24 protein-coding genes are annotated in these 23,822 nt (G+C 68.8%); 6 read left to right on the forward strand and 18 right to left on the reverse strand.

Going from position 1 to position 23,822, the window contains the following annotated elements:
• Window positions 1-313 precede the first annotated feature (313 nt).
• On the reverse strand, window positions 314-2,488 hold the full coding sequence (locus tag ABZ810_RS42970; RefSeq protein ID WP_358413094.1) for an NB-ARC domain-containing protein: 2,175 nt from the start codon (window positions 2,486-2,488) through the stop codon (window positions 314-316).
• Between the two features lie 261 nt (window positions 2,489-2,749).
• On the opposite strand from ABZ810_RS42970, the gene ABZ810_RS42975 reads away from it, so the two are divergent.
• Window positions 2,750-3,397, forward strand: a complete 648-nt coding sequence (locus ABZ810_RS42975; protein WP_358413096.1) for a methyltransferase domain-containing protein — start codon at window positions 2,750-2,752, stop codon at window positions 3,395-3,397.
• Between the two features lie 99 nt (window positions 3,398-3,496).
• Here ABZ810_RS42975 and ABZ810_RS42980 read toward each other — a convergent pair whose 3' ends face one another.
• Entirely contained in the window at window positions 3,497-3,964 is a 468-nt protein-coding gene (locus ABZ810_RS42980; protein WP_358413098.1) for a hypothetical protein, read from the reverse strand.
• Window positions 3,965-4,131: 167 nt separating this feature from the next.
• Window positions 4,132-5,286 (reverse strand): helix-turn-helix domain-containing protein, encoded by a 1,155-nt coding sequence (locus ABZ810_RS42985; RefSeq protein ID WP_358413100.1) that lies wholly within the window; start codon window positions 5,284-5,286, stop codon window positions 4,132-4,134.
• A gap of 507 nt (window positions 5,287-5,793) precedes the next feature.
• On the opposite strand from ABZ810_RS42985, the gene ABZ810_RS42990 reads away from it, so the two are divergent.
• Complete coding sequence (locus ABZ810_RS42990; protein ID WP_358413102.1) at window positions 5,794-6,666, forward strand: AAA family ATPase; 873 nt, start codon at window positions 5,794-5,796, stop codon at window positions 6,664-6,666.
• Between the two features lie 83 nt (window positions 6,667-6,749).
• On the opposite strand, the gene ABZ810_RS42995 is transcribed toward ABZ810_RS42990, so the two are convergent.
• Genes ABZ810_RS42995 through ABZ810_RS43035 form a run of 9 tightly spaced genes read right to left on the reverse strand, consistent with a single transcriptional unit; the run spans window position 6,750 to window position 15,258 of the window.
• Entirely contained in the window at window positions 6,750-8,057 is a 1,308-nt protein-coding gene (locus ABZ810_RS42995) for an FAD-binding oxidoreductase (protein ID WP_358413104.1), read from the reverse strand.
• A complete protein-coding gene (locus tag ABZ810_RS43000) occupies window positions 8,057-8,923 on the reverse strand; it encodes a cyclopropane-fatty-acyl-phospholipid synthase family protein (RefSeq protein ID WP_358413106.1) in 867 nt (288 codons plus the stop codon). The genes ABZ810_RS42995 and ABZ810_RS43000 overlap by 1 nt, the downstream gene beginning before the upstream one ends.
• On the reverse strand, window positions 8,920-9,870 hold the full coding sequence (locus ABZ810_RS43005; protein WP_358413108.1) for an SDR family NAD(P)-dependent oxidoreductase: 951 nt from the start codon (window positions 9,868-9,870) through the stop codon (window positions 8,920-8,922). The genes ABZ810_RS43000 and ABZ810_RS43005 overlap by 4 nt, the downstream gene beginning before the upstream one ends.
• 32 nt (window positions 9,871-9,902) lie before the next feature.
• Window positions 9,903-10,910, reverse strand: a complete 1,008-nt coding sequence (locus ABZ810_RS43010; RefSeq protein ID WP_358413110.1) for an SDR family oxidoreductase — start codon at window positions 10,908-10,910, stop codon at window positions 9,903-9,905.
• Window positions 10,907-12,532, reverse strand: coding sequence for an AMP-binding protein (locus ABZ810_RS43015; protein WP_358413112.1), 1,626 nt, complete (start codon window positions 12,530-12,532; stop codon window positions 10,907-10,909). The genes ABZ810_RS43010 and ABZ810_RS43015 overlap by 4 nt, the downstream gene beginning before the upstream one ends.
• 26 nt (window positions 12,533-12,558) lie before the next feature.
• A complete protein-coding gene (locus ABZ810_RS43020; protein ID WP_358413114.1) occupies window positions 12,559-13,545 on the reverse strand; it encodes a fatty acid desaturase in 987 nt (328 codons plus the stop codon).
• Between the two features lie 7 nt (window positions 13,546-13,552).
• Complete coding sequence (locus ABZ810_RS43025; protein WP_358413116.1) at window positions 13,553-13,816, reverse strand: acyl carrier protein; 264 nt, start codon at window positions 13,814-13,816, stop codon at window positions 13,553-13,555.
• 3 nt (window positions 13,817-13,819) lie between these two features.
• Window positions 13,820-14,755, reverse strand: coding sequence for a crotonase/enoyl-CoA hydratase family protein (locus ABZ810_RS43030; protein ID WP_358413117.1), 936 nt, complete (start codon window positions 14,753-14,755; stop codon window positions 13,820-13,822).
• Between the two features lie 53 nt (window positions 14,756-14,808).
• A complete protein-coding gene (locus ABZ810_RS43035) occupies window positions 14,809-15,258 on the reverse strand; it encodes a PaaI family thioesterase (RefSeq protein WP_358413119.1) in 450 nt (149 codons plus the stop codon).
• Window positions 15,259-15,833: 575 nt separating this feature from the next.
• On the opposite strand from ABZ810_RS43035, the gene ABZ810_RS43040 reads away from it, so the two are divergent.
• The 4 genes from ABZ810_RS43040 to ABZ810_RS43055 are packed head-to-tail and all read left to right on the forward strand — an operon-like array spanning window position 15,834 to window position 20,269.
• On the forward strand, window positions 15,834-17,207 hold the full coding sequence (locus tag ABZ810_RS43040; RefSeq protein WP_358413121.1) for a cytochrome P450: 1,374 nt from the start codon (window positions 15,834-15,836) through the stop codon (window positions 17,205-17,207).
• Window positions 17,204-18,433, forward strand: a complete 1,230-nt coding sequence (locus tag ABZ810_RS43045) for a cytochrome P450 (protein WP_358413123.1) — start codon at window positions 17,204-17,206, stop codon at window positions 18,431-18,433. Before ABZ810_RS43040 ends, ABZ810_RS43045 begins: the two co-directional genes overlap by 4 nt.
• A 10-nt stretch (window positions 18,434-18,443) precedes the next feature.
• Window positions 18,444-20,072, forward strand: coding sequence for a hypothetical protein (locus tag ABZ810_RS43050; protein ID WP_358413125.1), 1,629 nt, complete (start codon window positions 18,444-18,446; stop codon window positions 20,070-20,072).
• Between the two features lie 5 nt (window positions 20,073-20,077).
• On the forward strand, window positions 20,078-20,269 hold the full coding sequence (locus tag ABZ810_RS43055) for a hypothetical protein (protein WP_358413127.1): 192 nt from the start codon (window positions 20,078-20,080) through the stop codon (window positions 20,267-20,269).
• A gap of 9 nt (window positions 20,270-20,278) precedes the next feature.
• Here ABZ810_RS43055 and ABZ810_RS43060 read toward each other — a convergent pair whose 3' ends face one another.
• The 6 genes from ABZ810_RS43060 to ABZ810_RS43085 all read right to left on the reverse strand — a co-directional run bounded on the left by ABZ810_RS43060 (window position 20,279) and on the right by ABZ810_RS43085 (window position 23,753).
• The gene (locus tag ABZ810_RS43060; RefSeq protein WP_358413129.1) at window positions 20,279-20,656 is read right to left on the reverse strand and encodes a GntR family transcriptional regulator; all 378 of its coding nucleotides are present in this window, start codon (window positions 20,654-20,656) and stop codon (window positions 20,279-20,281) included.
• Window positions 20,653-21,432 (reverse strand): hypothetical protein, encoded by a 780-nt coding sequence (locus tag ABZ810_RS43065; RefSeq protein ID WP_358413131.1) that lies wholly within the window; start codon window positions 21,430-21,432, stop codon window positions 20,653-20,655. The genes ABZ810_RS43060 and ABZ810_RS43065 overlap by 4 nt, the downstream gene beginning before the upstream one ends.
• Before the next feature lie 205 nt (window positions 21,433-21,637).
• Window positions 21,638-22,006 (reverse strand): DUF427 domain-containing protein, encoded by a 369-nt coding sequence (locus ABZ810_RS43070; RefSeq protein WP_358413133.1) that lies wholly within the window; start codon window positions 22,004-22,006, stop codon window positions 21,638-21,640.
• Window positions 21,987-22,214 carry a hypothetical protein gene (locus ABZ810_RS43075; protein WP_358413135.1) on the reverse strand — a complete coding sequence of 76 codons (228 nt, stop codon included), beginning with the start codon at window positions 22,212-22,214 and terminating at the stop codon, window positions 21,987-21,989. The genes ABZ810_RS43070 and ABZ810_RS43075 overlap by 20 nt, the downstream gene beginning before the upstream one ends.
• A 53-nt stretch (window positions 22,215-22,267) precedes the next feature.
• A complete protein-coding gene (locus ABZ810_RS43080; protein ID WP_358413137.1) occupies window positions 22,268-22,987 on the reverse strand; it encodes a cache domain-containing protein in 720 nt (239 codons plus the stop codon).
• 31 nt (window positions 22,988-23,018) lie between these two features.
• Complete coding sequence (locus tag ABZ810_RS43085) at window positions 23,019-23,753, reverse strand: FCD domain-containing protein (protein ID WP_358413139.1); 735 nt, start codon at window positions 23,751-23,753, stop codon at window positions 23,019-23,021.
• Window positions 23,754-23,822: the final 69 nt, after the last annotated feature.

Raw genomic sequence — 23,822 nt, forward strand, 5'->3', positions numbered from 1 at the left:
CCTCGCAGAGATCTTTGCCACCGTCGGATGCGAAGCGGTGGCGGGCTGCTGAGCGCGGGTCGGGTCTGGTCGGCGACGAACAGCAGGCGCAGCCGTCCGGCGAGCAGGGTGTCCCGGACGTACTCCCAGAAGGCGTCGGGGGCCTGACCTCCTAGAGCGCCCTGGCAGATCTCCGCCGGGGAGGCGCCGTCGCGTCGGCAGGTACTTCCGTGCTGGACAGCAGCCCCATGACCTGCGACGGCGTCCCGCGAACTTCGCCTCACCCCTGGTCGGTTCTGGAGCTATGCCGCGGGGCCTATCCGCCTCGTCGCCGTCAGGTGTTGTCGTTAGCGGCGGATGCGGGCGCGGCCAGAGCGCTGAGGATGTCGGCGATGGTGGTGTCGGGGTCGGTGTCGTGGCCGTTCTGGTAGGCGGTCTGGTAGGCGTGGTCGCCTAGCGCTTCGCGGGCCTGTTTCTCGCAGGCTTGGCGTGCGGCGACCCATTCGGGGAGGCCGGCCTGCGGTCGGCCGGATCGGGACCAGAGCTGCTGGGCCAGGCCGAGCAGGCGGGCGGCACGTTCGTTCTGGCCGGTGGCGGCGGCGATCTGGGCGAGCTGGTCGATCGCCATGCCCATGCCCGTGACGTCGTTCAGCCGGTGTTTGACCTCCAAGGAGGCCTGGGCGTAGAACCGCGCGGCCTCGGGGCGTCCGCACGCCAACTCGGCCTGGGCGCGAATGCTGTCGCCGTAGGCGCGGTACCAGCGCTCGCCGTGCCGGTCGCATTCGACGCGCATCTGCTCCAGGACGGTGACGGCATCCTGGAAGCTGCCCGCGAGGACGTACGTGACGCCGCGGATGGCCCAGGCCAGGAGGGTGGCCAGGGTGAGCTCGTCGGCACGTCTGCCGGCGAGCAGCTCTTCGGCGGCCGGAGCCGCCACCGTTCGTGCCTGTTCTCCTCCGCTGATCGTCGCGGCGCCCGCGGCGGCGGCCTGCGCCATCTCCACCGCGTCGGGGTCACCGATCCGCTCGGCCTCTGCGCCGCACTCGGCGGCCCTGGCCGCGGTGGCGGCGGGGTTGCCCTGGATCATGAAGACGATGCTGGAGGCCCAGAGGGTCTTGGTACGGGCTGGGCCGGGTTCGGGGTCGTGCGCCAGGGCCCGTTCCAGGTAGTGGTGTCCTTCCTTTTGGAATCCGCAGGCGTACCAGTAGAACCACAGCGCTCCGGCCAGCTCCAGCGCGGCGTGGTCCCCGGTCTCGGGCCTGGTCTCGGTGAGGGTGAACTCCAGCGCGGTACGCAGGTTGGCGTGCTCGGCGGTCGCCCAGTCGTACCAGGCGTACTGGTCGGGTCCGAGCCAGGCGGCTCCGATGCGGCGGGCCATCGTCAGGTAGAAGTCCAGATGCCGCCGCCGGAACCGGTCTTGTTCGCCCAGGTTGCGCAGCCAGAACGCGCCGTAGGCGCGGACGGTGTCCAGCATCCTGAACCGCCGCGCGCCGCCCGGCATCGCCACCACGGTCAGGATGGACTTGCCGGCCAGGGCGTCCAGCAGATCCAGGATCTGGTCGGCGGGCAGCAGGCCGTCGGCGCACACCTGACCGGCGGTACCGGCACCGAACGACCCGGCGAACACCGACACGCGAGCCCACAACAGCCGCTCGGCCGGGGTGCACAGCTGGTGGCTCCAGCCGATCGCGGTACGCAACGCCCGATGCCAGGGCGGATCGGCCTCGGTCCCCTCGTGCTCGATGTCACCCACCTCGAACCGCTCCTCCAAGCGAGCGATCAACCCGGCCGGCGACATGGTCGCCAGCCGAGCCGCCGCCAGCTCGATCGCCAGCGGAAGACCATCCAGCCTCTGACACAACCGCACCAGGTCGGCCCGGTTGTCGCCGGTGACCGTGAAACCCGGCACCACCACGGCCGCCCGCTCGGCCAGCAACGCCACCGCGTCATCACCGTTCCCCGGTGCCCCAACCTCCCCCGGTGCCCTGGCACGGGTCACCGCCGGAGGCACGGCGATGACGGCCTCGGACGTGGGAACGGTGTCGGAGACGGGAAGCGGCGCAAGGGGCAGCATCCGCTCACCGGCGACGTTCAGGGCGCGGCGGCTGGTGGCCAGGATCCGCAGCCTCGGCGCGGCCGCCAGCAGAGCTTGAACGGTCACCGCGCAGGCCTCGGCCAGATGCTCGCAGGTGTCCAGAACCAGCAGGACATCACGATCTGCCAAATAATCCGCCACCACATCGATCACCGACCGCGTCGTCTGATCGGCCAGCGGCAGCACCTCGAAGATCGCATACGGCAGCGAAGCCGCCTTGGTCAGCGGCGACAACGCCACCCACCACGCCCCATCAGCGAACCGCGGCGCCGACTCGACCGCGGCCCGCAACGCCAGCCGCGTCTTGCCCACCCCCGCCACCCCGGTCACCGTCACCAACCGCGACCGCCCACACAACAACCGCTCCAGATCCGCCAGCTCCTCGCCACGCCCCACCAGCCTCGACGTCTCCACAGGCAGACCCCCCGCCCCCCACCCCTCGCCCACCGTGACCCACCTCATCCACCGGACCGGCCATGCGCGAAGACATCGGCCATGCGCGAAGACACCAGCATGCAGGACCCGGCTGATCGTGCGCCGCCGATGTCGCCACAGCGGTCTTCAAAGGCAGGCCCGTATCCAGAAGGGCAGGTCGCTCCAACTCGGTGGCGGGGTTGCGGGGACGCGAGGACAAGGGTCCTACGCCTCAGATAGTTGAAGGGCTACGGTCCTTGGATGAGCTGGTTGACCGAGACCCGGAACGCCTACGACGCCATCGCGGCCGGTTACGCCGACGAGACCCGTGATCTGCTCGACAGGTTGCTCCACGTTCGCGCGGGGGTCGTGCTGTTCGCCGACCTGGTCCGCGCGATCGACGGCGGGCCCGTCGCCGACGTGGGCTGCGGGCCCGGGCACACCACCGCCCTGCTGCGGGAACTGGGCGTGGACGCGTTCGGCATCGACCTGTCACCCGCGATGATCGAGATCGCCCGCCGCGAACACCCCGGCGCGCGGTTCCAGGTCGGCTCGATGACCGACCTGGAGCTCGACGACGACGCTCTCGCCGGTGTGCTCGCGTGGTGGTCGCTGATCTACATCCCCGACGAGGCGGTACCGGACGTGCTCGGCCAGTTCCACCGGGTGCTGCGACCGGGCGGGGTACTGGCCGTGGGATTCCACGTGGGTGACAGGTCGATACTCGAGACGACCGGTGACGGAGACCAGCCGACGCAGGCGTACGTGTACCACCGCCAACCGTCCCGCGTGGCCGACTGGCTCCGCGAGGCGGGCTTCACCATCGAAGCCCAGCACCTGCTGAACCCCGACGAAGCCAAGCCCGGCGCAATCCTGTTCGCCCGCCGACCCGCAACACCGTCCCGGTAACCCCTCCGCCAACCGGACCAGCCGGTCAGCGCGTCCGACCGGCCGCATGAGCGCGCAGCCTGATCTGCGGCGGGTGCGGTAGCAGAGCCGCGTCGGCGGTCATCGGGCCAGAAGGGCGCCGATCACGATCACGAGCGCCAGCGTCATGAAGGGCACAAGAGCAACGATCGCGAGCTGGAGCAGGCAGCCACGCTGCTTGACAGTGCCGGGAGCTCCGATGGCGCCCGCGAGGTACAGGGCCGCGGGGCCACGGTAATCCAGCTCAGCCGGCTGCTCAGGGGTGAGAACCGTGGCGGCGACACCGATCTGACCGCCTCCCTGCGACACGGCGACGTGCACCGGCTTGTCCGCCGGGATCTCGAAGACCGCCCTCCCCCAACGCTGGTGGTAGTGGGCACCGTCGATACCGACGGTCACACCGGCCTTGGCGACCACCCCACGGCGCGTGCGGAGCACCAGAACCCGCGTGGGGCCGTTGTGGTTGCCGGCGTAAGGGACGGGCATCTCGCTCATGCTCGCCATCGTTACCACGAAGCACTGCCGCCGAACCACCTCGCGCGCCACCATCGGCACACCCCGCCCGGTGCCCAGCCAGGGAACGCCCCCACCCCGGATGTCCTGCCATCGGTGCGATCCCTCAGCGGCATGTGCGGATGTGTCTGGGCTCATAATCATCCTGACGTCATCGGACCTGGGGCACCTCAGGCGGGTCCTTCCCGATGGTCCTGGTGATGTCAGCCGTTGGAGAGGATGCGGGTGACGGTGGCGGACAGCGTGCGCACGCCGTGGGTGGTGGCGGGGTCGATACCGGTTAGCTCTCGTGTGCGGCGCAGGCGGTAGTCCAGAGTGCGGGGATGGACGTATAGGTGGTCCGCGGCGGCTTTGCGGTTCATGTCATGGCGGTAGTAGGCGTCGAGGGTGGCTACCAGGTCCGGCCCTTGGGAGAGCCCGTGGGCCACTTGGTGCAGCCAGTGGTCGACCTCGGGTAGCCGGGTGGCGCCGAGCTCGACGAACACGTCAGCGATGGTGGTGACCCGACGTGGAACGCGCTCGACGGGAGCGGCCTGGCTGATGTTCCGTGCCAGGGACAAGGCGCCGGGCAGGGCGGACACGCTCGCGGTGGTGGCGCCGACGGCGCAGGGCCGTCCCACGGACTCGGCGAATGCGGCGACCAACCGGAGGGCCCGTCGCTGATCCTGGTCCACGGCGGGCAGCAGCACCACGAACTCCTGCCGGTCGTTCCAGCTCATGGGCACCCGGTCCGTGTCGATCAGGATGCGGAGGATCTCGGCACGAGTGGCCGGGGCAGGCCGGAAGTCAGGGTCGGCGATCCGTACGACCGTCACCGTGTAGTGGGAGGCTGCCGGCATGTTCAGCTGGAGCGCGAGCTCGGCGGCGGGATCGCCACCGAGCAGGGCCGCGGCGAGTTGCTGAACTTGTTCGGTGTCCGGCAGAAAGTGGCGCTGACCGTCCAGGAAACCGCGGATGTAGGAGTCTTGAGCCGAGGTGCCCTGCTGGCCAAGCCAGGTGAGCATCCTCAGCAGCTCGTCCAGTTCCGCGTCCCCGGCCGCCTCGTGCATCTCCTGCATCATGAGGGTGGTGTGCAGGCCCAGTACGCGCCGGGCGGAGTCGAGCGAGACGCCGGCGCGGCCGCGTGCGTGCCCGACGGAGGCGATGACGGCCAGGTCGTCGTCGGTGAAGGGCTGGTCGTGCGAGGCCAGCTCCACGCTGCGGCGCCGCAGCAGCACCGCGAAGTCCAGCGGTGCCGGCTGCTCGCGATCACTGGCGGCTATCGTGCTCCATTCAGGCAGCTCCCGTGCGTAGACCTCGACCGCCCTGCGGGCATTGGCGTCCGCGCGTCTCGTCAGCGTGCCGAAGAAGTCACTCACGTGCACCTCCGGTGAGACTTGCTGTCCCGTCCATTCGCGCGGGCGGCACTCCTGGATGACCCCGATGTCCGGGTTCGGCCATGCGGGGGTGCCTCCATGTGTTCTGTCAAGCAGCGTGGGCGGTGGTGGGGAGTGCCGTCGGAGCATGGCGAACAGCACGTCACAGCGGCGGCGGTCAGGCGGATGAGGGCGGCGTCGTGACGCTTCCCCGAACCCGGGACGGTGATCGGGAACGGGAAGGAGGTAACGGGGTTATCAGTGTCGGTGAATTTGCATTGGCCGCGCCGAAGCAGGTTTGTCACGGTACGCAAATCATCCAAATGATCTTGCTTGGGCGGATTGATGCGGCGTTAATGGAGACTCCGACCCCACCTCGCGCTCCCGACGGAAACGGAAATGAGACAGAGCCCGGCCGTATTCATCGACGCGGCCGCGGCGGGGCACGAGTCCTCTCCGGCGGGCTGCGCCGGAGAGGACTCGTGCCCGATCGGTTGATGCGGAGGTAGCATGCGACAGCGGCCGTTTGCCGGACGGCAAAAGGAATTGGACGGCATCCAATCATGTCTGACCGACTCTGACGTGACCGGTGTCGTGATCGTCGGCGATGCCGGCACCGGCAGGACGCGGCTCGCGCGCGAAGCGCTCGACCTGTTCTCCGCCGATGACCGCGAGGTCGCGTGGGTGGCGGCCACACATGCCCTGCGCTCGATTCCGTTCGGCGCGGTGGCCCACCTGCTGCCCCCGGACTGGCGTCCCGATGGCGACCGGCTGTCCGTGCTGTCGCTGATCGCCAAGCAGGTCCGGGAGCGCGGTGGATTCAGGCCGATGCTCATCGGCGTCGATGACGCCCACCTGCTGGACGCCGGCTCGGCTGCCGTACTCTCCCATCTGGCGAACCAGCGGCTGGCCTTCCTCCTGATCACCGTCCGCAACGGTGCCCGGTGCCCCGACGCGGTCACCGCCCTGTGGAAGGACGGCCCCGCACGGCGAATCGAGCTGGCGCCCTTGCCGGACGATGGCGGCGGCCTGTCGCCGGACCACTCGCCGGCCGGACAGCCGGAGGGGTGCGGCCTCCAGGTGCTGCACCGCGCGGCCGCCACAGACAGGTCCGTCCGCCCGGGCGCGGTGGCCGGGAACAGAAGACCGGCAGCGGCGCGCCCTCGGCTGTCGCCGCGCGAGCATTCGGTGTTCGTCGCCTACGCCTCGGGATTGACGCTCCAGAGCGCGGCCCGGCGAGTGGGCGTCAGTCCGGCGACCGCGCGCACTTATCTGGAACGGGTCAAAATGAAGTATCAGCAGCTTGGCCGACCCGCGCAAACCAAGCTCCAGCTGGCCATGCGGCTGTCAGAGGACTACCCCAACGAGATCGGCAAGCGCTGACCGGCCGCGGAGATGATCTCAGTCAGCGTCGGCGTGCAGGCGTCGAAGGCCGAGCGCCTCGTCCTCTCCGGCGCCGCCCCCATCTATTTCTGGTACCGGTCCTGGGCGCGGAGCATCAGACTGTAGGCCCGTGCCCCTGCCCAGGCGAGAGGCTCCCCGGGGAAGCCTTTCTCTTTTCTGTTCACGAAAGGCAAGCGGGTGAACTCGCTCGTCCGGTCCAAAATAAGATCCCGCAGCGCCTTCCCAACCGTGTGCGCGGCGGCTATCCCGTTTCCGCAATAGCCATAGGCGTAGCAGACGCCGTTGGGCAGCACCCCGACATGCGGGACGAAATCTCGCGTGACGGCGATGCAACCGCCGTAGCCGTACTCGATGTTGACGTCGTCCCACATCGGAAAGAACTGGCGGAACTCATGAACCAGCTCCGCCTGGACCCGCCGGTTCGCCAGGTGCCTGCCATTCATACTGCGGCCGTAGTAGTAACAGGCCCGGCCGCCGCCGAAGAGAATCCGGTTATCCGCCGTCAAGCGACCGAAGAGAATGAAGTTCTGGTCTTCTACGAAGCCCTCCCGGCCTGGCCAGTGAACGCGTTCCAGCTGACGGTCCGAGAGCGGCTCGGTGACGAACGCATAGCTCCAGACAGGCAAGAGCCCGGACCGAAAGGGCCGGAACATGTGCTGGTACGCGTTGGTGGCGAGCAGTACCTTTCGCGCGTGCACCGTGGCCCGCTCGGTCTTGACCCGGTAGACGGCCGCCGAGCGCTCCATGGCCGAGGCGGAAGTCCGCTCATGGATGACCACGCCCTGTTCGCACACCACCCGCGCCAGGCCGCGCGCCAGCTTGTGCGGGTTGACCAGCCCGCCCCCGCTCGGCAGCGCCGCATCGATCATCTCCGAGCCGATGACGTCCCGGGCGTCCGCGCCGAGGAGGATCCGCGGCAGCGCCCGGCTGCCGACCCGCTCGGCGAGGTCGAGGTTCTTGCGCAGCCGAGCGCTCTGGCTTTCCCTGCTGACCAGGTAAAACCCGCTGCGCTCCAGCTCGGCGTCCACCTTGTGGGTTCGGCAGAACCTGCTCAGGTCCATGATTGACTGGCCGACCGCGGCGTAGGCCTCGCCCGCCCGTTCCGGGCCGAAACGGCGTACCACATTGTGCAGGCTGTGCCCGATCGTCGGAGTGATGAACCCGTCGTTGTGACCGGACGCGCCCGCCCCCGCGTAGTCGGCCTCGAGAACGTGGATGTCGATGTCAGGCTGCGCCTGCTTCAGGAAGTACGCGGCCCAGAGTCCCGTGTAGCCGCCACCGATGATGCAGACATCGCAATGCACGTCGTGCCTGAGCTGAGGCCCGGGTAGCACCGGCTCGGTGTCGCGCCAGTAGATGGAGGACTTCATCACTCGTACCTCTCGAAGACTATTCTGGCCAAGCCGAGATGGCGGCGCTCAAAATGTCGGACGGTCGACGACAGGTAATGCAGGTAGTCCGCCACCGCCTGCTCGCCCACCAGCGCGGCCGCCTCATCCCGGCGTGCCCTCAGCCGGTCGTGCCATGCCTGGCAGGTGCGGGCATAATGATCGGGATCATTGCGCATCCGCACAACGTCGAACCTCTTCTGGCTCGCCTCCATTATCTCACTGAGCCACGGTATTCCGGACTCCGGGAATATTTTCTCGATGATGAACATGAGCTCCTGCACCGTAGCCCGGTCCAGGTGACTGTTGCTCCCATTGACATTCGTTTGAAGGACGAGTCTGTGACGTGGTGGCAGCCATTCATGGCATCGATCGAAGAACGCCCGGTAGGACTCCAGACGCTCGGCCCGGGTAGCGTCGTACCGGGCAAAATGCTCCAAGGCGCCGATGGAGATCACCCCGTCATAGGGTCCGCCGTCGTGATCGGTCCAGTTCTCCAGCCGCACCTCGCATCGCGGATCGGCCCAGGACGAGATGGAGGCGGCCTGAGCGGGACTCAGAGTGAGCCCCACGACGTGGTCCACGCCTTCCTCGTCCAGGAGGTGGCGCAGCATGCTGCCCCATCCGCAGCCGACCTCCAGCACCCTCCGCGCACGTGTGACCCGCGCCTGCGCCGCGAGGTGGGCGAGTTTGCGCTGCTGCGCCGCGGCCAGATCGTCGGCGACGCCCTCCCAGAGCGCACACGAGTACGTGAGGCCCGGGTCCAGCCAGAGCGCGTAGAAGGTGTCGCTCAGGTCATAGTGATGTTGGATCGCGCCGGGAGACGCGCCGTGATAGGAGCCGGTCATCGAGGTCCTCCCCGGGACGGCGTCGAATCCGATCCTTCGGCCGATCGCGCGACCGCTCGGTTCAGCCGCTCCATCCTGGTGGCCAGGCTCAGCATGCCTTCGAGCCGGAACGCCGGTGGCTGGAGACCGTTCACATCGGTGAAGTCGTACCGTTCGGCCAGATCCCCGACCGCCAGCGCCGAGCCGGAAAACGATCGCAGGTCGGGATCGGCAAGGAGACCGGCGACGGCGCGCCCCACGTACTCGGGCGAGTGCAGGATGCGTGCCGGCCCCTCCCCCAGCGCCTCCCAGACGGCCTGGACCCGCTCCGTCGCGACGAAGCCGGGATGCAGAGCCATCGCGGTGATCGAGTGTGCGGAGAGCTCCCGCGCCATGCCGAAGGTCATGCGGTCCGTGGCGTTCTTCACCATGTCGTAGGCGACCTGCCCGAGATAGGTGTCGCGGTCGGTGAACCCGATGTTCACGATCAAGCCCGTACCGGTCCGCAGCATGAGCGGGACACCGAGCCGTGCCGTCAGGTAGTAGCCGCGAAGAGACGCGGCGAACAGGTCGTAGCGCCACATCGGCTGCCGCCAGAAGACCTCGTCGAAGGGGACCTCGCCGGAACGCTCGTAGCCCGACCAGGCGTTGTTCACCAGCAGGTCAAGGCGTCGGTGACCCCGCTCGATCGTGCTGAAGAGCTCCTCGACCTGGAGATCCTGACCGTGGTCGCAGCGGATCGGTATGCCCGTACCGCCACGGGAATCGATGTGCTCGGCCGTCTCGTCGACACTGCCCGGCAGATCCTCGGTCACCGCGTGTCCGCGCGAGCTGCGGCCCGTCACGTACACGGTCGCGCCACAGCCGCCGAGGGCGACGGCGACCCCGCGGCCCACGCCACGACTGGCACCGGTGACAAGTGCGATCTTGCCCCGCAGGTCTGGGGCAGCCCACTTCTGTTCGGCCATTTTCCTGTCCTCAGGATCGGGGGCTCGGGCGGTCATGCGGCCTCGGCCCAGTACCGCAGGCTCCGCCGATAGGACTCCCTGTCGCACGGCGGCTCGAGACCGTGGGCGGCGCGCAGGTCGGCCAGCGAACTGGGGAGCACACCGCCGCAGGCCGCGACGGTCTCACTGACATCGAGCAGCACGCTGACGAACGACCGTGACCAGGGGTCGACATCGTCGAGAGGGATCGGCAGCGGCCGGCTCGGGTCGACGATCGGTGGCGCCGGGACCGGCCGGCCCCGCCGGTGCGCGTGCTCCAGGCATATCTCCAGCGTCTCTTCGACCGCCATGGCCGCGTCGCCGTAGGTGATCCAGTAGTCGGCGCCGACATCGCCGGCCTCGACGGCGCACCGTACGGCGTCGGCGAGCATGTCCTGGGGCGCGACGTCGATCAGGTTGCCGGGGTGGGCGGGGAAGTACGGTGCCCGCCCGTGGCAGATCCAGTCCGAGACGGCCTGCACGATCTGGGGCTCACTGCTGGCGCCGGTGCGGGAATCCCCGACCAGGTTGGTCGGACGGTAGATGGTCACCGGATGACCGCTTTCCCGTAGGAGGCGCTCCGCCTGAAGCTTTGACGTGATGTACGGCAGGACGACGTTGCTCTCGCTCATGGTGACGGGCGCGGCCGGGGCGAGCGCATGGACGAAACACGTGCTCATGAAGTGCACGGGGGCGCGGGCCTGCTCGGCCAGTTCGAGGACGTGCCGCGCGCCGTCCACGTTGACCGACTGGTAACGCTCGTACTTCAGGCCCCACTCGGTCAGCGCGCCGCTGTGAATGACGACGTCGACGTCGGCGGCGAGGCGGCGGTGATCCTCGCCGGCCAGGCCGAGCCACGGTCGCGTCAGGTCGCCGGGCAACGTTTCGCAGCCGGTGAGGTTCACCTGGCGGTGGGTGAGCCCGATCACCCGGTGTGGTGCCAGTTTCGGGATGAGCGCCTGCCCGACGACTCCGGACGCTCCGACGAGGAGGATGGTGAGCCGGGGCGTTGCCGTCCTCATGACGGCGATCCCACGGTCGCCACCGTCGGCAGCGCGTCCGCCATCAGCAGCTGTCGGCAGCGGTACCGCTGGATCTTGCCGCTGGGCGTCTTCGGCACCGCGCCGCGGCGTACGAAGACGCACTCCCCGACCTCGACGCCGGCCTTGGCCATGGCGATGGCCGCCACGTCGTCCGCGACGGACTGATAGTCGATCGTGCCGTTGCGGAGTTCGGTGACCAGGACCAGCCGGCCCGGCGTGTCCGGACCGCCGAGATCGATGATCGTCGAGCAGCCGCGCCGGACCGGCGCCAGGGTGTCCACCGCGAGTTCGATCTCGCGCGTGTAGACGTTGCGGCCGCCGACGGAGACGAGGTCGTCGAGCCTGCCGACGAGATAGAGCTCGCCGTCGCCGACGAAGGCGAGGTCCCCGGTATGCAGGCCGTCGGCGGCGAACCGCTGCCGGGTCAGTTCAGGATCACCGTGATAGCCCGAGGCCAGGCTCGGAGACCGTACGACGACCTCGCCCAGTGCGTCGGCGGGCAACGCGCCCAGGACGATGCCGGGAGCCGGCCGGCCGCAGCTCACCAGCGTGGTGGCGACCGGGTCGCCGGGCGGAACCATGCTCACCTTGTTGCCGGCGAGCCGGATCGGGTCCACCGTGATGAACCGGGGCGCGGTGCCGGCGGGCGCCGCCGTCACCGCCAGGGTGGCCTCGGCGAGCCCGTAGGCGGGCATGAGGGCATCCGGGCGGAGCCCGTCCTCGGCGAACGCGGCGCACGCGGCCTGCAGCGTTCGGCGTTCGATCCGCTCGGCGCCGATGACCGCGCAGCGCAGGGCGAGCGGCGCGCGGAGACGGCGCCTGCGGGCCAGGGTCGCCAGGTGCAGGCCCGTATTGGTCCCGGCGGTCATCGTGGCGCCGAAGTCGGCCATGTCCCCGAACCACGTGCCGGCCGAGAGAGTGAACCTCTCCGGGGTGGACAGCACCAGAGAGGAGTCGTACGCCCAGGAGAAGAGCAGGCAGCCGAACATGCCCATGTCATGGGAGAGCGGAAGCCACGAGGAGACGATCTCCTCCCCCTGGGCCGCCGTCATCTTCATGATCACATCGAGCTGGGCGGAGATCGCCCGTGGTGTCAGCATGCATCCCTTGGGACGGCCCACGCTGCCCGACGAATACTGGACGAAGGCCAGCTCGTCATCACCGGGCGGTGTCTCCTCCGCCGTCCCGCTGTCCACCAGGCTCTGCCACGCCGTAGCCCGCAACGCCGCTCGCGTCGGCTCGGGCAGGGCGGGCAACATCGCTCCGTCGGCGAGCAGCAGCGGTCCGCCGAGTTGCCGGCAGAGCTGGTCGATCTGGCGGACGTACGCGTCGATCTCCATACCGCGCGCGGGAACGGGCAAGGACGCCACCGCCCCGCCGGCCAGCCAGACGGCGAGGGTGCCCTGCACGGTCTCCATGGTGTTCGTGAGCACCACGGGAACGGTCGTGCCGGGGCCGACTCCCGCGCGGCGCAGACCGGCGACCATCCGGCGTGCGCCCGCCACAACGTCGGGCCAGGTGACGGTGGTGAACCCGGCACCGGTCCAGCAGTGCAGCCGGCCGCGTTCGGCGGCGAGCAGCGCATCCCAGAGCGATTCCATCCGACTTCCTCCTGCCGCCGCGGTGGTCACTCGACGTCTGCGACGCCGGCCGAGTCGGGCCCCTTGCGCTCGGCCAGGGGAGGGACAGGTGCGGAGGGGGCGAATCTGCCGCCGCCGGCCCTGGCCAGTCCCGCCTCTCGCGCGGCTTGCCGTTCCGAGGGGATACGGATCACGTCCCACGCGAGCCGGGACCTCCGGAGCGTCTCGATGAAAAGCGCGCTGAGGTCCGGCTCGTACCACCGCATGCCGTGGGTGGCCGACTTCGGAAAGGCATGGTGATTGTTGTGCCAGGCCTCACCGAACGACGGGATCGCCAGCCAGGCCACGTTCCGCGACTCGTCCGGTGTGCTGAACCTCCGGCGCCCGTAGACGTGGCCGATGGAATTGACCGCGTAGGTGACGTGATTGAGCAGGAACACGCGAACCAGACCGCCCCACAGGAAGCCCGTGAGAGCGGCGGCCGGTTCTCCGGTCAGCGCGAATCCCAGAGCGGCCGGCAGAAGCAGGCCCGCCACCACGACCGCGATGAAATGCCGGCTGATCCAGCGCAGGTGCTTGTCACGAAGAAGGTCGGGGCAGTAGCGCATCGGATCGGAGGTGAGGTTCTTGTCGAGCAGCCAGCCCAGATGGGAGTGCCACAGGCCCTTCAGAATCCCCAGCTTCCCCACCTCGCCGTTGAAGTACGGGCTGTGCGGGTCACCGTCCTTGTCCGCCACACGGTGGTGCCGGCGATGGTGCGAGGCCCAGATGATCGGGGGGCCCTGCGCGGCGATCGTGCCCGCCACCGCCAGCGCGTCACTGACGCCCTGGTAGGTCTTGAAGGAACGGTGCGCGAGCAACCGGTGGAAGCCCACGCTGACGCCCAGTGCGCCGATCGTGTACATGACGACCAGCACGATCACGTCGCTCAGGCCGACCCCGTTGTTCCACAGCGCCGCCATGGCGATGGCGACCCCGGCGAGCGGAGCCAATGACGCGACGAGAATGAACAACCGATGTTCGTTACCGTTCACGCGCAGCTCATCCCAACGTGGTCTTGGCCGCGTCCGCCAGCATTTCGTTCGCCAGCGCCAGGATGTCGCCGACCGTCTGGATGCCGGCGGCCCTCGCGGGGTCGAACTCGAAACCATGACGGTCTTCGATGGTGAAGACGATGTCGGAGATCTGGAGGCTGGACAGCCCCAGCTGGTCCAGCCGGGTGTCCCCGTTCAACTCCAGGCCGTCCGGCAGCCTGTTGCGCAGTTTCCGTTGGATCAGTTCCGTGACTTCGCCAAGAGCGATCACTGTTCACCCCTTGAAGGTTGGATTGCCGATATCGCCAAACGGCTCGTCCCGCATGCGGACGGCCTCGCGCCAGCCTGATGTGGCGGCGCGTTCCTGGAAGGCGTAGCCCTCCGGTGTGTGACGGGCGATGCCGTCGAAGAAGGTGCCGAGGACCTGAGCCGCGTGCAGTCCCTGCGCGAACAGGGCCTGATTCGCCAGGACCTTCTGCATGACGAGCTGATTGATCGGCATCCGCGCCACGCGCTGCACCAGCGTCTCGAAACGTTCATCCAGTTCCTCGCGCGGCGCGCTGTCACACGCCAGACCCCACTCGACGGCCTCGCGGCCGGACAGGCAGTCCCCGGTGAAGAGCAGCCGCTTGGCCCGGGCCACCCCGAGCCGCGCCGACCACAGGGCGGTCGTCGGTGATCCCCAGACGCGGGCCGGCGGATAGCCGATCTTGGCTGCGTCCTCCACGACGAGCAGGTCGGCGCACAGGGCCAGGTCGGTCCCGCCGGCCACGCAGAAGCCCTGGACCTTGCACAGCACCGGCTTCTCGGAGTGCAGCAGGCACATGAAGCCCCGAACGTTGCGGAGCATCATCTGATAGTCGGTGACCGGATCCCACACCTGCCGAGGGTCGTGGTTGCCGGCGATCACCATCGGGTCCAGCGGGCTCCCGGCCGGCGCTGGACCGTTTCCCGCGGGGCCGTCGACGTCGTAGCCGCTCAGCGACTCCGCACTCGCCGCAAGGTCGTATCCGCCGCAGAATCCGGGACCCTCACCCGTCAGCGCGATGACATGAACGTCGGGGTCGAGGTTGGCCCGCTCCACGCACTGGGCGAGTTCCCGCGTCATGTCGAGCGTTATTCCGTTACCGCGCTTCGGCCGGTTCAGGGTGATCCGGGCGACACGGTCGTCCTTCGCGTACAGCAACGTACTGACGTGCGTTTCACTCATGCCACGCCTGCCTTAGGGATGGTGGTGGAATGCCCGTGTCCGCGGAACGGCCGCTAGAGCGGGATCAAGGTGCCCAAGGCCATGGCGACGCGCTTTTCCCCGTCATTGCCGAAGACGAAGATCTCGGCCTGTGCGATGGTCAGTTTGCTGCCCGCCCTGAGTACGGTCCCGCGTGCCACCAATTTGTCGCCGATCGCGGGTGACAGCATGTTGATCTTGTATTCGGCGGTGACGCCGCCACGCTCCGCAGGGCTGAGGGTAAGTGCCGCGAAGCCCATGGCGCTGTCCGCGATCATGCCGATGGTCCCGCCATGCACCACCGGCGGGATATGGGACATGATCTGCTCGTGGCAGGGCAGTCCGATGTCCACCCGCCCCGGTTCGACCAGGTCGAGAGTGGCGCCGATCAGCGCCATCGCCGACTGGCGCGCGAACGCGGCTCGGACGACCTGTTCGTACTCCGGGTTCTTCGGCTCCCAGCGACGGCTGACGGTAGTGCTCACCACGGCTGGCGCTCCAATCTCTTCGGCTCACCCGTTCTCCGGCCGCACAGCTCTTCCTGCATATCGAATGGAAGGGTCAGACCAATTCGGCGAGGGTCGGCGGCCACTCCGCGGTGAAGACACACGATCGCATCGAGACACAGGATCGCAAGACAATCGAGAACCGACTGAGGGTCCGAGAATCGCCGCACATCTGACATGCACTCGACGTTAAGCGGCTGCGGCGTTCCTCCGCATGTCGGCAACTGGCGTGACGGCAGGTCGGGCGAGGTGTTGTCACGTGAAATGCCGACACGACGGCGCGCGTGCACGAACATACGGTCGTGACACCGCCTCGAGACGAGGACCGCCATTCACCAGGGGCCGAAACGAGGAAACGTGCACGTCACCGCTGCCGGAAGATCGCAGTAAACCGTGCACGTCGAAGCGCGGAAAGCAGGTCGGTGAAGGGGTTGGTGCACGCAGAGCCTCACAGGGTCTGCGCACTGTGACAGGTGACTCGGTGCACCCCCACCGGGGCGAGCACGCTCCGGCGGAGCGAACACAGGTCAACGAGACAAGAGGAAGTCTTAGCCATGCCGAAAGCGATGTCAGCGATTCCGACCGTGCCGGGCCGGCTCCCCATGCTCGGGCATATGACCCCCTTCAAACGCCGCCCTCTGGAATTCGTCCAGTCGCTCCGGTCTCACGGTGACCTGGTACGTATTTACCTCGGCCGTACGCCCGTGTACGTCGCCAACTCGCCCGAGGCGATCCATCGCATCTTCGTCGCCGAGCAACGACACCTGAACAACGGGCGCATCTTCGACAAGGCACGCCAGGTCTTCGGCAACGGCATCCCCTTCTCAGACGGCTCCTTCTACGTTCGGCAGCGTCGGATCATGCAGCCGGCGTTCCACCGTCAGCGCGTCGAACAGTACGCCGAGATCATGCGTGCGGAGGCGACGGCGAAGGCCGAGTCCTGGACAGCGGGTCAGGTCGTGGACCTGCACAGCGAGATGCGGGAGCTGGTGATCGACACCGTCGCCAAGACGCTGTTCTCCTCGGAGCTGGGCCGCGAAGCGGTGCGCGAGCTCAAACGGTCGATTCCGATCCTCCTCGGCGGGATCGTCAGCAGGACGCTGTCGCCGGCCGAGCTGCTGAACCGGCTCCCGGTCGGCAAGAGCCGGCGGATCGACGAGGCCAAGGAGCGGCTGCGGCGGGTCATCGGCGAGGTCATCAGGGAGTACCGCGCCAACCCCGGGGACCGCAACGACCTGCTGTCGATGTTGCTCCTCTCGCACGACGACACGACCGGGGAGGGGATGACCGATGACCAGCTGCACGACGAGATCATCGGGATCACCGTCTCGGGCACGGAGACCGCGACCCTCAGCCTGTCGTGGTTGTTCCACGAGATGAGCAGGCATCCCGACGTCGAGAAGCGGGTTTACGCGGAGATCGACTCCGTTCTCGGCGACCAGACCGTGGGATTCGAGCACGTGGCCGCGCTCGAGTACACCCACCGCGTCATCACGGAGATTCTCCGGCTGCACCACCCGCTGTGGATGCTGATGCGGCGGGCCCACTCGACGGTGGAGCTGGCGGGCGTGCAGCTGCCGCCCGGCACCGAGGTGATGTTCAGCCCGTACGCCCTGCACCGCGACCCTGTCCTCTACCCCGACCCGCACCGGTTCGACCCCGATAGATGGCTGAACGGCGGCTACGAGGACGCTCCTCCCGGTACCTTCATTCCGTTCGGGCTCGGCCGGCGGCAATGCATCGGCGAGGCGTTCGGATGGGCCGAGGTCACGATCGGAACGGCGGAGATCGTCAGAAGGTGGCGCCTGCGACCGGTCGCGGGCCGGAAGGTCCGGGAGGTGGCGCTGGCCACCGTGCATCCGAGTGAACTTCCGATGGTGATCGAGCCCCGTGACGGCAGCGGAAAATCACCCTCCGCGTCGTCATGAGCGGATCAGTGCGGCAACCATCGGAGACCGAGTTCGCGGAGCCGGCGTTCATGGCCGACCCGTATCCCACCTACACATGCCTGCGGGACGAGAGTCCGGTATTCCGGATCAAGCTGCCCAGCGGGCTGCCAGCGTGGTTCATCAGCCGCTACGAGGACGCCCGAGCGGCGCTCGCCGATCCCAGACTCGGCAAGGGCAACGTGCGGATAGGACACCAGAACAAGTTTCCGTTCGGCGACGTGCCGATGCACGAGCATCTGCTCCATGCCGATCCGCCGAAGCACACCCGGCTCCGCAAGCTGGTGGCCAGGGCCTTCGTCCCGGCCCGGGTCGAAGGACTCCGTCCCAGGATCCACCAGATAGCCGGGGAACTGCTCGACGCGATCAGCGATCGTCACACCGTGGACCTGATCGAGTCGTTCGCGTTTCCCCTGCCGCTCGCGGTCATCTCCGAGCTGCTCGGAATATCTCCGGATCAGCGCTCGGAATTCCAGCGGATGGCCATCGACCTGGTCTCCTCGCCACCGGATACCACCGCGGAACAGATCCGCGAGCAGGCCGTCCGTTTCGAACGGTACCTGCGCGCGCTGGTCGCCGAGAAGCGCCACCGACCCGCCGATGACCTGCTGAGTGCCCTTGCCGGGAGCACCGACGCCGACGAGGGGTCACTGACCGAAACCGAGCTGGTCTCGATGGCGTTCCTGCTGCTGCTGGCCGGCTACGAGACAACGGTCAACCTGATCGGCAACGGCGTCTACTCCCTGCTGCGTCATCCGGACCAGCTGGCCGCGCTGCGGGCACGGCCGGAACTGATCGAACCTGCGGTCGAGGAGATGCTGCGCTTCGAGAGCCCGCTGGCCTTCGCCACCCTTCGGCAGGCGACCGAGCCGGTCACCTACGGCGGGGTGACCATTCCGGCCGGGGAGCTCGTCGTCGTCGGTCTGAGCGCCGCGAACCGGGACGGCCGGCATTTCCACGATCCGGACGGCTTCGACGTCAGTCGTGATACAGCCGGCCACCTGGCGTTCGGACATGGCATTCACTTCTGCCTGGGCGCGACGCTGGGCCGGATGGAAGGGCAGATCGCGATCGGCGAACTGCTGCGACGCTATTCGTCGATCGAACTCGACGCCGATCCGGCCGACCTGCGCTGGCGAGCCGGGATGTTGATTCGAGGGTTGCGGGAGTTGCCGGTTCGGCTCTCGCGCGCGGACGGTGTCGGCTGAAGGGAGCGCCGTGCCGGACCGTTCGAAGGACGCGGCCAGGGAAGCGCCGTCCCCAGCACATGACGAACCGTCGGTGCCGTCCACCGTCGAGGCGGTGGTCATCGGAGCTGTCATCGGCGCGCTGTTGTGCGTGCTCAACGTCCTGGTGCTCTTCCGTTCCGGCACACCGTTCGGGGGTGCGGCGCTGGTCGTGCTCCTCGCCGCCGTTCTGCTGCGACTGCGGAGCCGCCTCAACCAACACCGGCTGCTCGTGGCTTTCTCGGTGGCCTCCTCGGGGTATTTCGCCACGGCGGCCCTGGATACCGGCATCGTGGCGATCTGGCTGCGGACCGGGACGGTGCCCGACTGGCCGCTACTGGTCGGCATCGCGGTGGCCGCCAACCTCGCCGGCATCGTGATCGGCCGGATCGTGGCCGGCTCCTTCGCGGTCCGGCAGCCACTGCCCTACCCCACACTCCAGCCTGCCGTCATCCTGATCGATACCGCAGTGCGCCGAGCCCACGGTGGCGGTCGCGTCCTGTCCTGCGCCGCCCTGGTCGGCGGGGCGGTCGCGTCGGCAGGCATCCTCACCGGGACCGAACTGCTCCCACTGGCGCCGCTGAAGCCGCCGTGGCTCGGTGTGGCACTGTCTCCCCTCCTGCTCGGGTTGGGGGCCCTGATCGGTTCCCGGGCGAGCATCTCGATCGCGGCCGGATCCCTGTACTCCGGACTCGTCTGGCAGGCGCAGGGTGAGTCGGTCCCCTTCGGCGCCCACCTGGCCCTGCCCGCGATCCTGTCCATCGGCGTGGGTCTGGCCCTCGGCCAGTCGCTGGTTCTGATCTCCCGGATCTCCCGCCCGCTGGCCGGGGCTGCGGCGGCCTCTGCCAGGCGGCACCACCGGATCGCGGCGAGCGCCGGCGGGGTGCTGGTCGCCATGCTCGCCTGGCAGGCCGGGGTGGTTGGGACGATCATGTTGATCGCCGGCATGATCCTGCTTTACACCCACCTGATGAACCGCGTCGGAGGGGAAGCCGGGTTCGCTCCGGTGGCTCCTGTCATGTACCTGAGCGTCGCCGTGTTCGCCGTCCTGCAGTTCCCCACCCAGGTGGCGCTCTTCATCGCGTCTTCGATCTGCTGCGCGGCCATAGGCTCGGTCTACTACACGTTCACGGTCAAGGTCGTCGTGTCCGTGCACGGCGGCAGTGCGGCGATGCCGAACCGCAGGATCATGTGGACACAGGCGGTCGGAGGCATCGCGGGCAGCATCGTGGGGGTGGCCTTCGTCCTGTCCCTCGTGCACGGCGGCGCGGTGGACGGGTCACGGTTCCCGGTTCCGGTCGCGCAAGCGGTGAGCCTGGTGGAGTCCTCGGCCCGCCACTCCGCGTCGTACGCGAGCTGGGTGGGCATCGCGCTCGCCGGGGGCACCATCCTTGGTGCCCTGCTGACGTTCACGCCGGCGCTGCCGACCATGCTCGGACTGGGCGTCCTGCTCCCGCCCGCCTTCGGTCTGACCATCGCGCTCGGTGGACTGGCCCGCATGTTGCTGCTACGCCGCCGCCCCGAGTGGAAGATCCAGGTCGATCAGGCGGCCTCCGGCCTGATCATCGGTGAAGGCGTCGTCGTCATCGCCGCGCTTGTCGCCGGGCGGCTCATCACGTGACACCGATGGAGAGCACCGGCACCGTGCGGCGGGTGATGGATCAGGTCGGCGCTCCCGCTGCCCTGCACGGACGGCTCCTGCTCGGCACCGGCCTCGACCGTCAGACGCTGGAGCGGATCACCTCACGGACAGCACAATGCGGCAGAAGGGTGCGTTCTTTGTTGTCGGTCGTTGACCATTTCCGGGCGAGGACATGATGGCGGCGGTCAGCCGATGGTCTTATGGGCTTGAGCATGGCCCAGTGCCGCCTTGACGATCTGGATCGCCTCGGTGGGGTCGATGCCCACGCTGGCGATGACCGCCGCGTATTCGCGGGCAGCACGGTGGGCCTGCTCGCGGGTCTGCTCTCCGGCGGCCGAGACGAACGAGCCGGCCCGTCCGCGGGTCTCGATCAGCCCGGCCTCCTCCAGCTCCCGGTAGGCCCGGCCGACGGTGTTCACGGCGAGGCCGAGGTCGGCTGCGAGCCGGCGGATCGGCGGCAGTCTCGTGCCGACGGCGAGCGAGCGGTCCTGGATCTGCCTTGCGAGCTGGGCCCGGAGTTGCTCGAACGGCGGCGTCGGCGAGGCCGCGTCGATGACGATCATCGGGTGGCCATGGCTCGCCGTGCCGCCGTCGCGACGCCGGTGCTCCGGATCTGGATCAGCCAGAGCGCGATGGCGCCCACCACCACGAGCGCCAGCGAGACCCCGTTCCACCAGCCGAGCGATTCTCCGTACAGGAAGATGGCCGGCAGCGACCACACCAGACTGGGTGTGACGAGGGCGCGGGCGTCCTCGACCCGCATGACGACATCGGCCGTGAGCGACGCCTCGTCGTCCGCCACGGCCGGGCTCGCGAGCACCTGGCGCAGCTGCATGATGACGCCGGCACCGGCGCCGGCGAGGCCGATCAGCACGACGATCGCCCCGGAGCGCAACCCCGAGTCCGAGATCGGCAGCACGCTCACCGCCAGCAGCAGGGCGCCGGTGAAGGTGGCGACCATGAACAGGGCGTACGGCCGGCCCAGCACCGCCGGCCAGCCGAGCTCGACCGGATGGGCCACCCGCCGGGACAGCCGCGCGCCGACGCCCCGGTCGACGCGCCGCACCCACCAGCCCAGCAGCCACTGCGCCGCCAGCAGCCCGGCCACCAGCGCCGCCAGCACCAGCAGCGGCGACCAGGAGGACGTGACCTCGGCGGGCAGCGTCAACGCGTGCGTGGCGGCCGCGCCGATCAGGAACGCGGCCAGCAGGACGCTGTCGACGACCTTGGCGCGTCGCCGCACCGCCAGCCGCACCGCGAGCAGCGGGGACGGCTCGGCGTCGGCCAAGCCGTGCCGGGCCAGCCACCGTCCGGCCTCCGCATGATCCGTCTGGCGCATGCCACCATCTCCGAATGTCGCAAGCATTGTCTTAATAAGATGGGTCATAGGTTGCGACAATGTCAATCCCGGATCGGGCGCCGGCGTCCGAGGCCAAGACCAAACCCGGCAGGCGCGCGGCACGCCACGCTTGGCCGGAAACGCTCGTCCAGCGCCTTCAGGACGGGCAGTCGGTTGCGCGTGGCTGCCTCGCGAGCTGCGACGCTTACACGGCCTGCCCGTTCACCCCGAGGGTGACGCCCGGCTTCTCGGCCCAGAAGGCGAGCAGTCCGCCGATATCGGCGACCTTGGGGAACGGCTCCAGGTAGGACCAGACCACGTCCTCGGCCACACCGTCATCGGTGTGGACCGACCAGTAGACGGCGTCGCCCTTGAACGGGCAGTGCGACGTCGTCGTCGACGATCTGAGCAGATCCATCTTCACGTCCGCCGTGGGCAGGTAGTACCGAGGTGGGCAGCCCGTCTCGGTGAGCACCACCGACCGGGACGAGGTCGCGACGACCACGTCCTTGAGCCGTACGACGACCTGATCGGATACAGGCGTGACCGCGATGTCATGTCCTCGTGTCTTCATGGACCGATCTCATCAAACGACCGCCATGGCCGCCAGCGGGACACCGCGCGGCAGTGAGCGGGCGGTTATGGCGTCCATCGCCGCCTGAGACGGCCGCCTCGGCGAGCGCGGCGTCCAGGATGCGCTGGGCCGCGACGTCCAACGGTCCATGGTCTTGAAGCGGCGGCGTCATGAGGAAGTCGAAGAACTCACGGGTCTGCTCGGTCACCGCCAGCTCGGCGGCACGATCTCGATCAGCCGCTGTCGATGTGGTCGGCCTGCTCAGTTACGGACGAGGAACCAAGGGAGTCCCACGTAGTCGACCCAGTCGGGGCCATGCGGGAGTTGGCGGCGGGGAAGGTCGTCGAGGCGGATGATGGAGCCCACGATGGCCGCCGGAGTGTTCGAGGCCAGGACGCGGCCCGTCGAGTTGATCAGGAGGGTGGCGGGACCCTCCGTGTTGAGGATGGGGAGCATCACGCGTTCGAAGTCCGTCGCGCGGATGTCGGCCGCCGCAACGCCGAAGAAGCCCTCGTCGCTCGTGATCGGGGCGGAGAAGGTGAGGATGTACTCGTCGGTACCCGCGTAGTCCACGTACGGGCCGACCACCACCCGGCGGCCGGTCCGGTACGGGACGTCGAACCAGGGCGCCAGCGGGTACTCGTAGCTGCCGATGTTGTCCGGGTCCAGGTCGACCGCAAGGGGGAACAGGTCGCCGGCCGCGGCGGGCCTGCGCCACCACTCGAGCCACCTCGCCTGGTCGGCCAGCGCCCCGGGCGCCGCGATCACGCCGGTGCCCGCGCACAGGTGCCGGCTCGACAGGTACTCGAGCACTGTGGGGCGGATGGACGCCATGTCCGACGTGGTCGGGGCACGGCCCTCGTTCGCGGCTCGGCGGTGGACGTCGAGGGTCAGTGACCGGAGCGCGTCTATGCCGTCGAACGTGTCCCGGACCAGGGCCTCCACCGAGGCGGTGTCACCGGTGTACGTGATCGCTTCCATGGCTGCTCCACGGTCGACGTCGGGCTTCACTCTAGTGCACCAGCTGCAGGTGGAACTCGATCAGCCTGGAGATGGCCAGTTCCACGTGCTCCTCGACCAGCAGGCGCGCGCGCCGGCCGTCCCTCGCCTCGATCGCGGCGACCACGGCACGATGCTGGGCCACCCGCTCGTCGCGCTCGACGGCCTCGCCCAGCGGGATCCACAGCAGCTCGCCCATCTCGCCCTGCAGGTCGATCGACTGGCGGGTCAGGCGAGTGGACTGGGCGGCCGCGGCGAGCTCGATGTGGAAGCGGCCATCGGCGCGGCGTCGTTCGCCTGCCGTCTTCGCCGTGGCCAGTTGGTCCGCCAGCCCGGTGAGGATGGCGATCTGGTCGGCGGACGCGCGCGACGCGGCCAGCTGGGCGGCGGTGGCGGACACCGCCAGCAGGTGGTCACCGATCTCGCGCAGCTCGTGAACGCCGGTCTCCCGCAGCGTGGTGCGAAGGCGGGACACCGATGCGTCGACGGGCGCGCGGACGAACGAGCCGCCGCCGCGACCGCGCCGCGTCTCGACCAGACCGCGCTGGCGGAGCTGCATCAGCGCTTCGCGGAGGGTCACGGTCGAGACGTTCAGTGCGGCGGCCAGCTCCAGCTCGCTCGGTAGCTGCTCGCCGTCGGCGATCAGGCCCAGGCCGATGGCCTCGCTGATCCGTCGGGCGACGACCTCCACCCGGCCGCCGTCCTGCAGCGGCGCGAAGACGACATGCCGAGCACCGACGTCCGTCACCTGCGTCTCCTCCTCAGGGGCCCACGTGGAGCCTAGCTCGCGGGCCACCGGGTCTTGTCATTTGAAATA

Source organism: Spirillospora sp. NPDC047279, assembly GCF_040643285.1.
In the GTDB taxonomy this organism is placed as follows: Bacteria; Actinomycetota; Actinomycetes; order Streptosporangiales; family Streptosporangiaceae; genus Spirillospora.

Excerpts from the sequence above, each read along its gene's own strand:
- ABZ810_RS43040 (WP_358413121.1), top strand. The coding sequence starts at position 15,834 with ATGCCGAAAGCGATGTCAGCGATTCCGACCGTGCCGGGCCGGCTCCCC.
- ABZ810_RS43070 (WP_358413133.1), bottom strand. The coding sequence starts at position 22,006 with ATGAAGACACGAGGACATGACATCGCGGTCACGCCTGTATCCGATCAG.
- ABZ810_RS43030 (WP_358413117.1), bottom strand. The coding sequence starts at position 14,755 with ATGAGTGAAACGCACGTCAGTACGTTGCTGTACGCGAAGGACGACCGT.
- ABZ810_RS43060 (WP_358413129.1), bottom strand. The coding sequence starts at position 20,656 with ATGATCGTCATCGACGCGGCCTCGCCGACGCCGCCGTTCGAGCAACTC.
- ABZ810_RS43055 (WP_358413127.1), top strand. The coding sequence starts at position 20,078 with ATGGAGAGCACCGGCACCGTGCGGCGGGTGATGGATCAGGTCGGCGCT.
- ABZ810_RS42990 (WP_358413102.1), top strand. The coding sequence starts at position 5,794 with ATGCGACAGCGGCCGTTTGCCGGACGGCAAAAGGAATTGGACGGCATC.
- ABZ810_RS43000 (WP_358413106.1), bottom strand. The coding sequence starts at position 8,923 with ATGACCGGCTCCTATCACGGCGCGTCTCCCGGCGCGATCCAACATCAC.
- ABZ810_RS43015 (WP_358413112.1), bottom strand. The coding sequence starts at position 12,532 with ATGGAATCGCTCTGGGATGCGCTGCTCGCCGCCGAACGCGGCCGGCTG.
- ABZ810_RS43080 (WP_358413137.1), bottom strand. The coding sequence starts at position 22,987 with ATGGAAGCGATCACGTACACCGGTGACACCGCCTCGGTGGAGGCCCTG.
- ABZ810_RS43010 (WP_358413110.1), bottom strand. The coding sequence starts at position 10,910 with ATGAGGACGGCAACGCCCCGGCTCACCATCCTCCTCGTCGGAGCGTCC.
- ABZ810_RS42980 (WP_358413098.1), bottom strand. The coding sequence starts at position 3,964 with ATGGTGGCGCGCGAGGTGGTTCGGCGGCAGTGCTTCGTGGTAACGATG.
- ABZ810_RS43005 (WP_358413108.1), bottom strand. The coding sequence starts at position 9,870 with ATGGCCGAACAGAAGTGGGCTGCCCCAGACCTGCGGGGCAAGATCGCA.
- ABZ810_RS42975 (WP_358413096.1), top strand. The coding sequence starts at position 2,750 with ATGAGCTGGTTGACCGAGACCCGGAACGCCTACGACGCCATCGCGGCC.
- ABZ810_RS42995 (WP_358413104.1), bottom strand. The coding sequence starts at position 8,057 with ATGAAGTCCTCCATCTACTGGCGCGACACCGAGCCGGTGCTACCCGGG.
- ABZ810_RS43045 (WP_358413123.1), top strand. The coding sequence starts at position 17,204 with ATGAGCGGATCAGTGCGGCAACCATCGGAGACCGAGTTCGCGGAGCCG.
- ABZ810_RS43065 (WP_358413131.1), bottom strand. The coding sequence starts at position 21,432 with ATGCGCCAGACGGATCATGCGGAGGCCGGACGGTGGCTGGCCCGGCAC.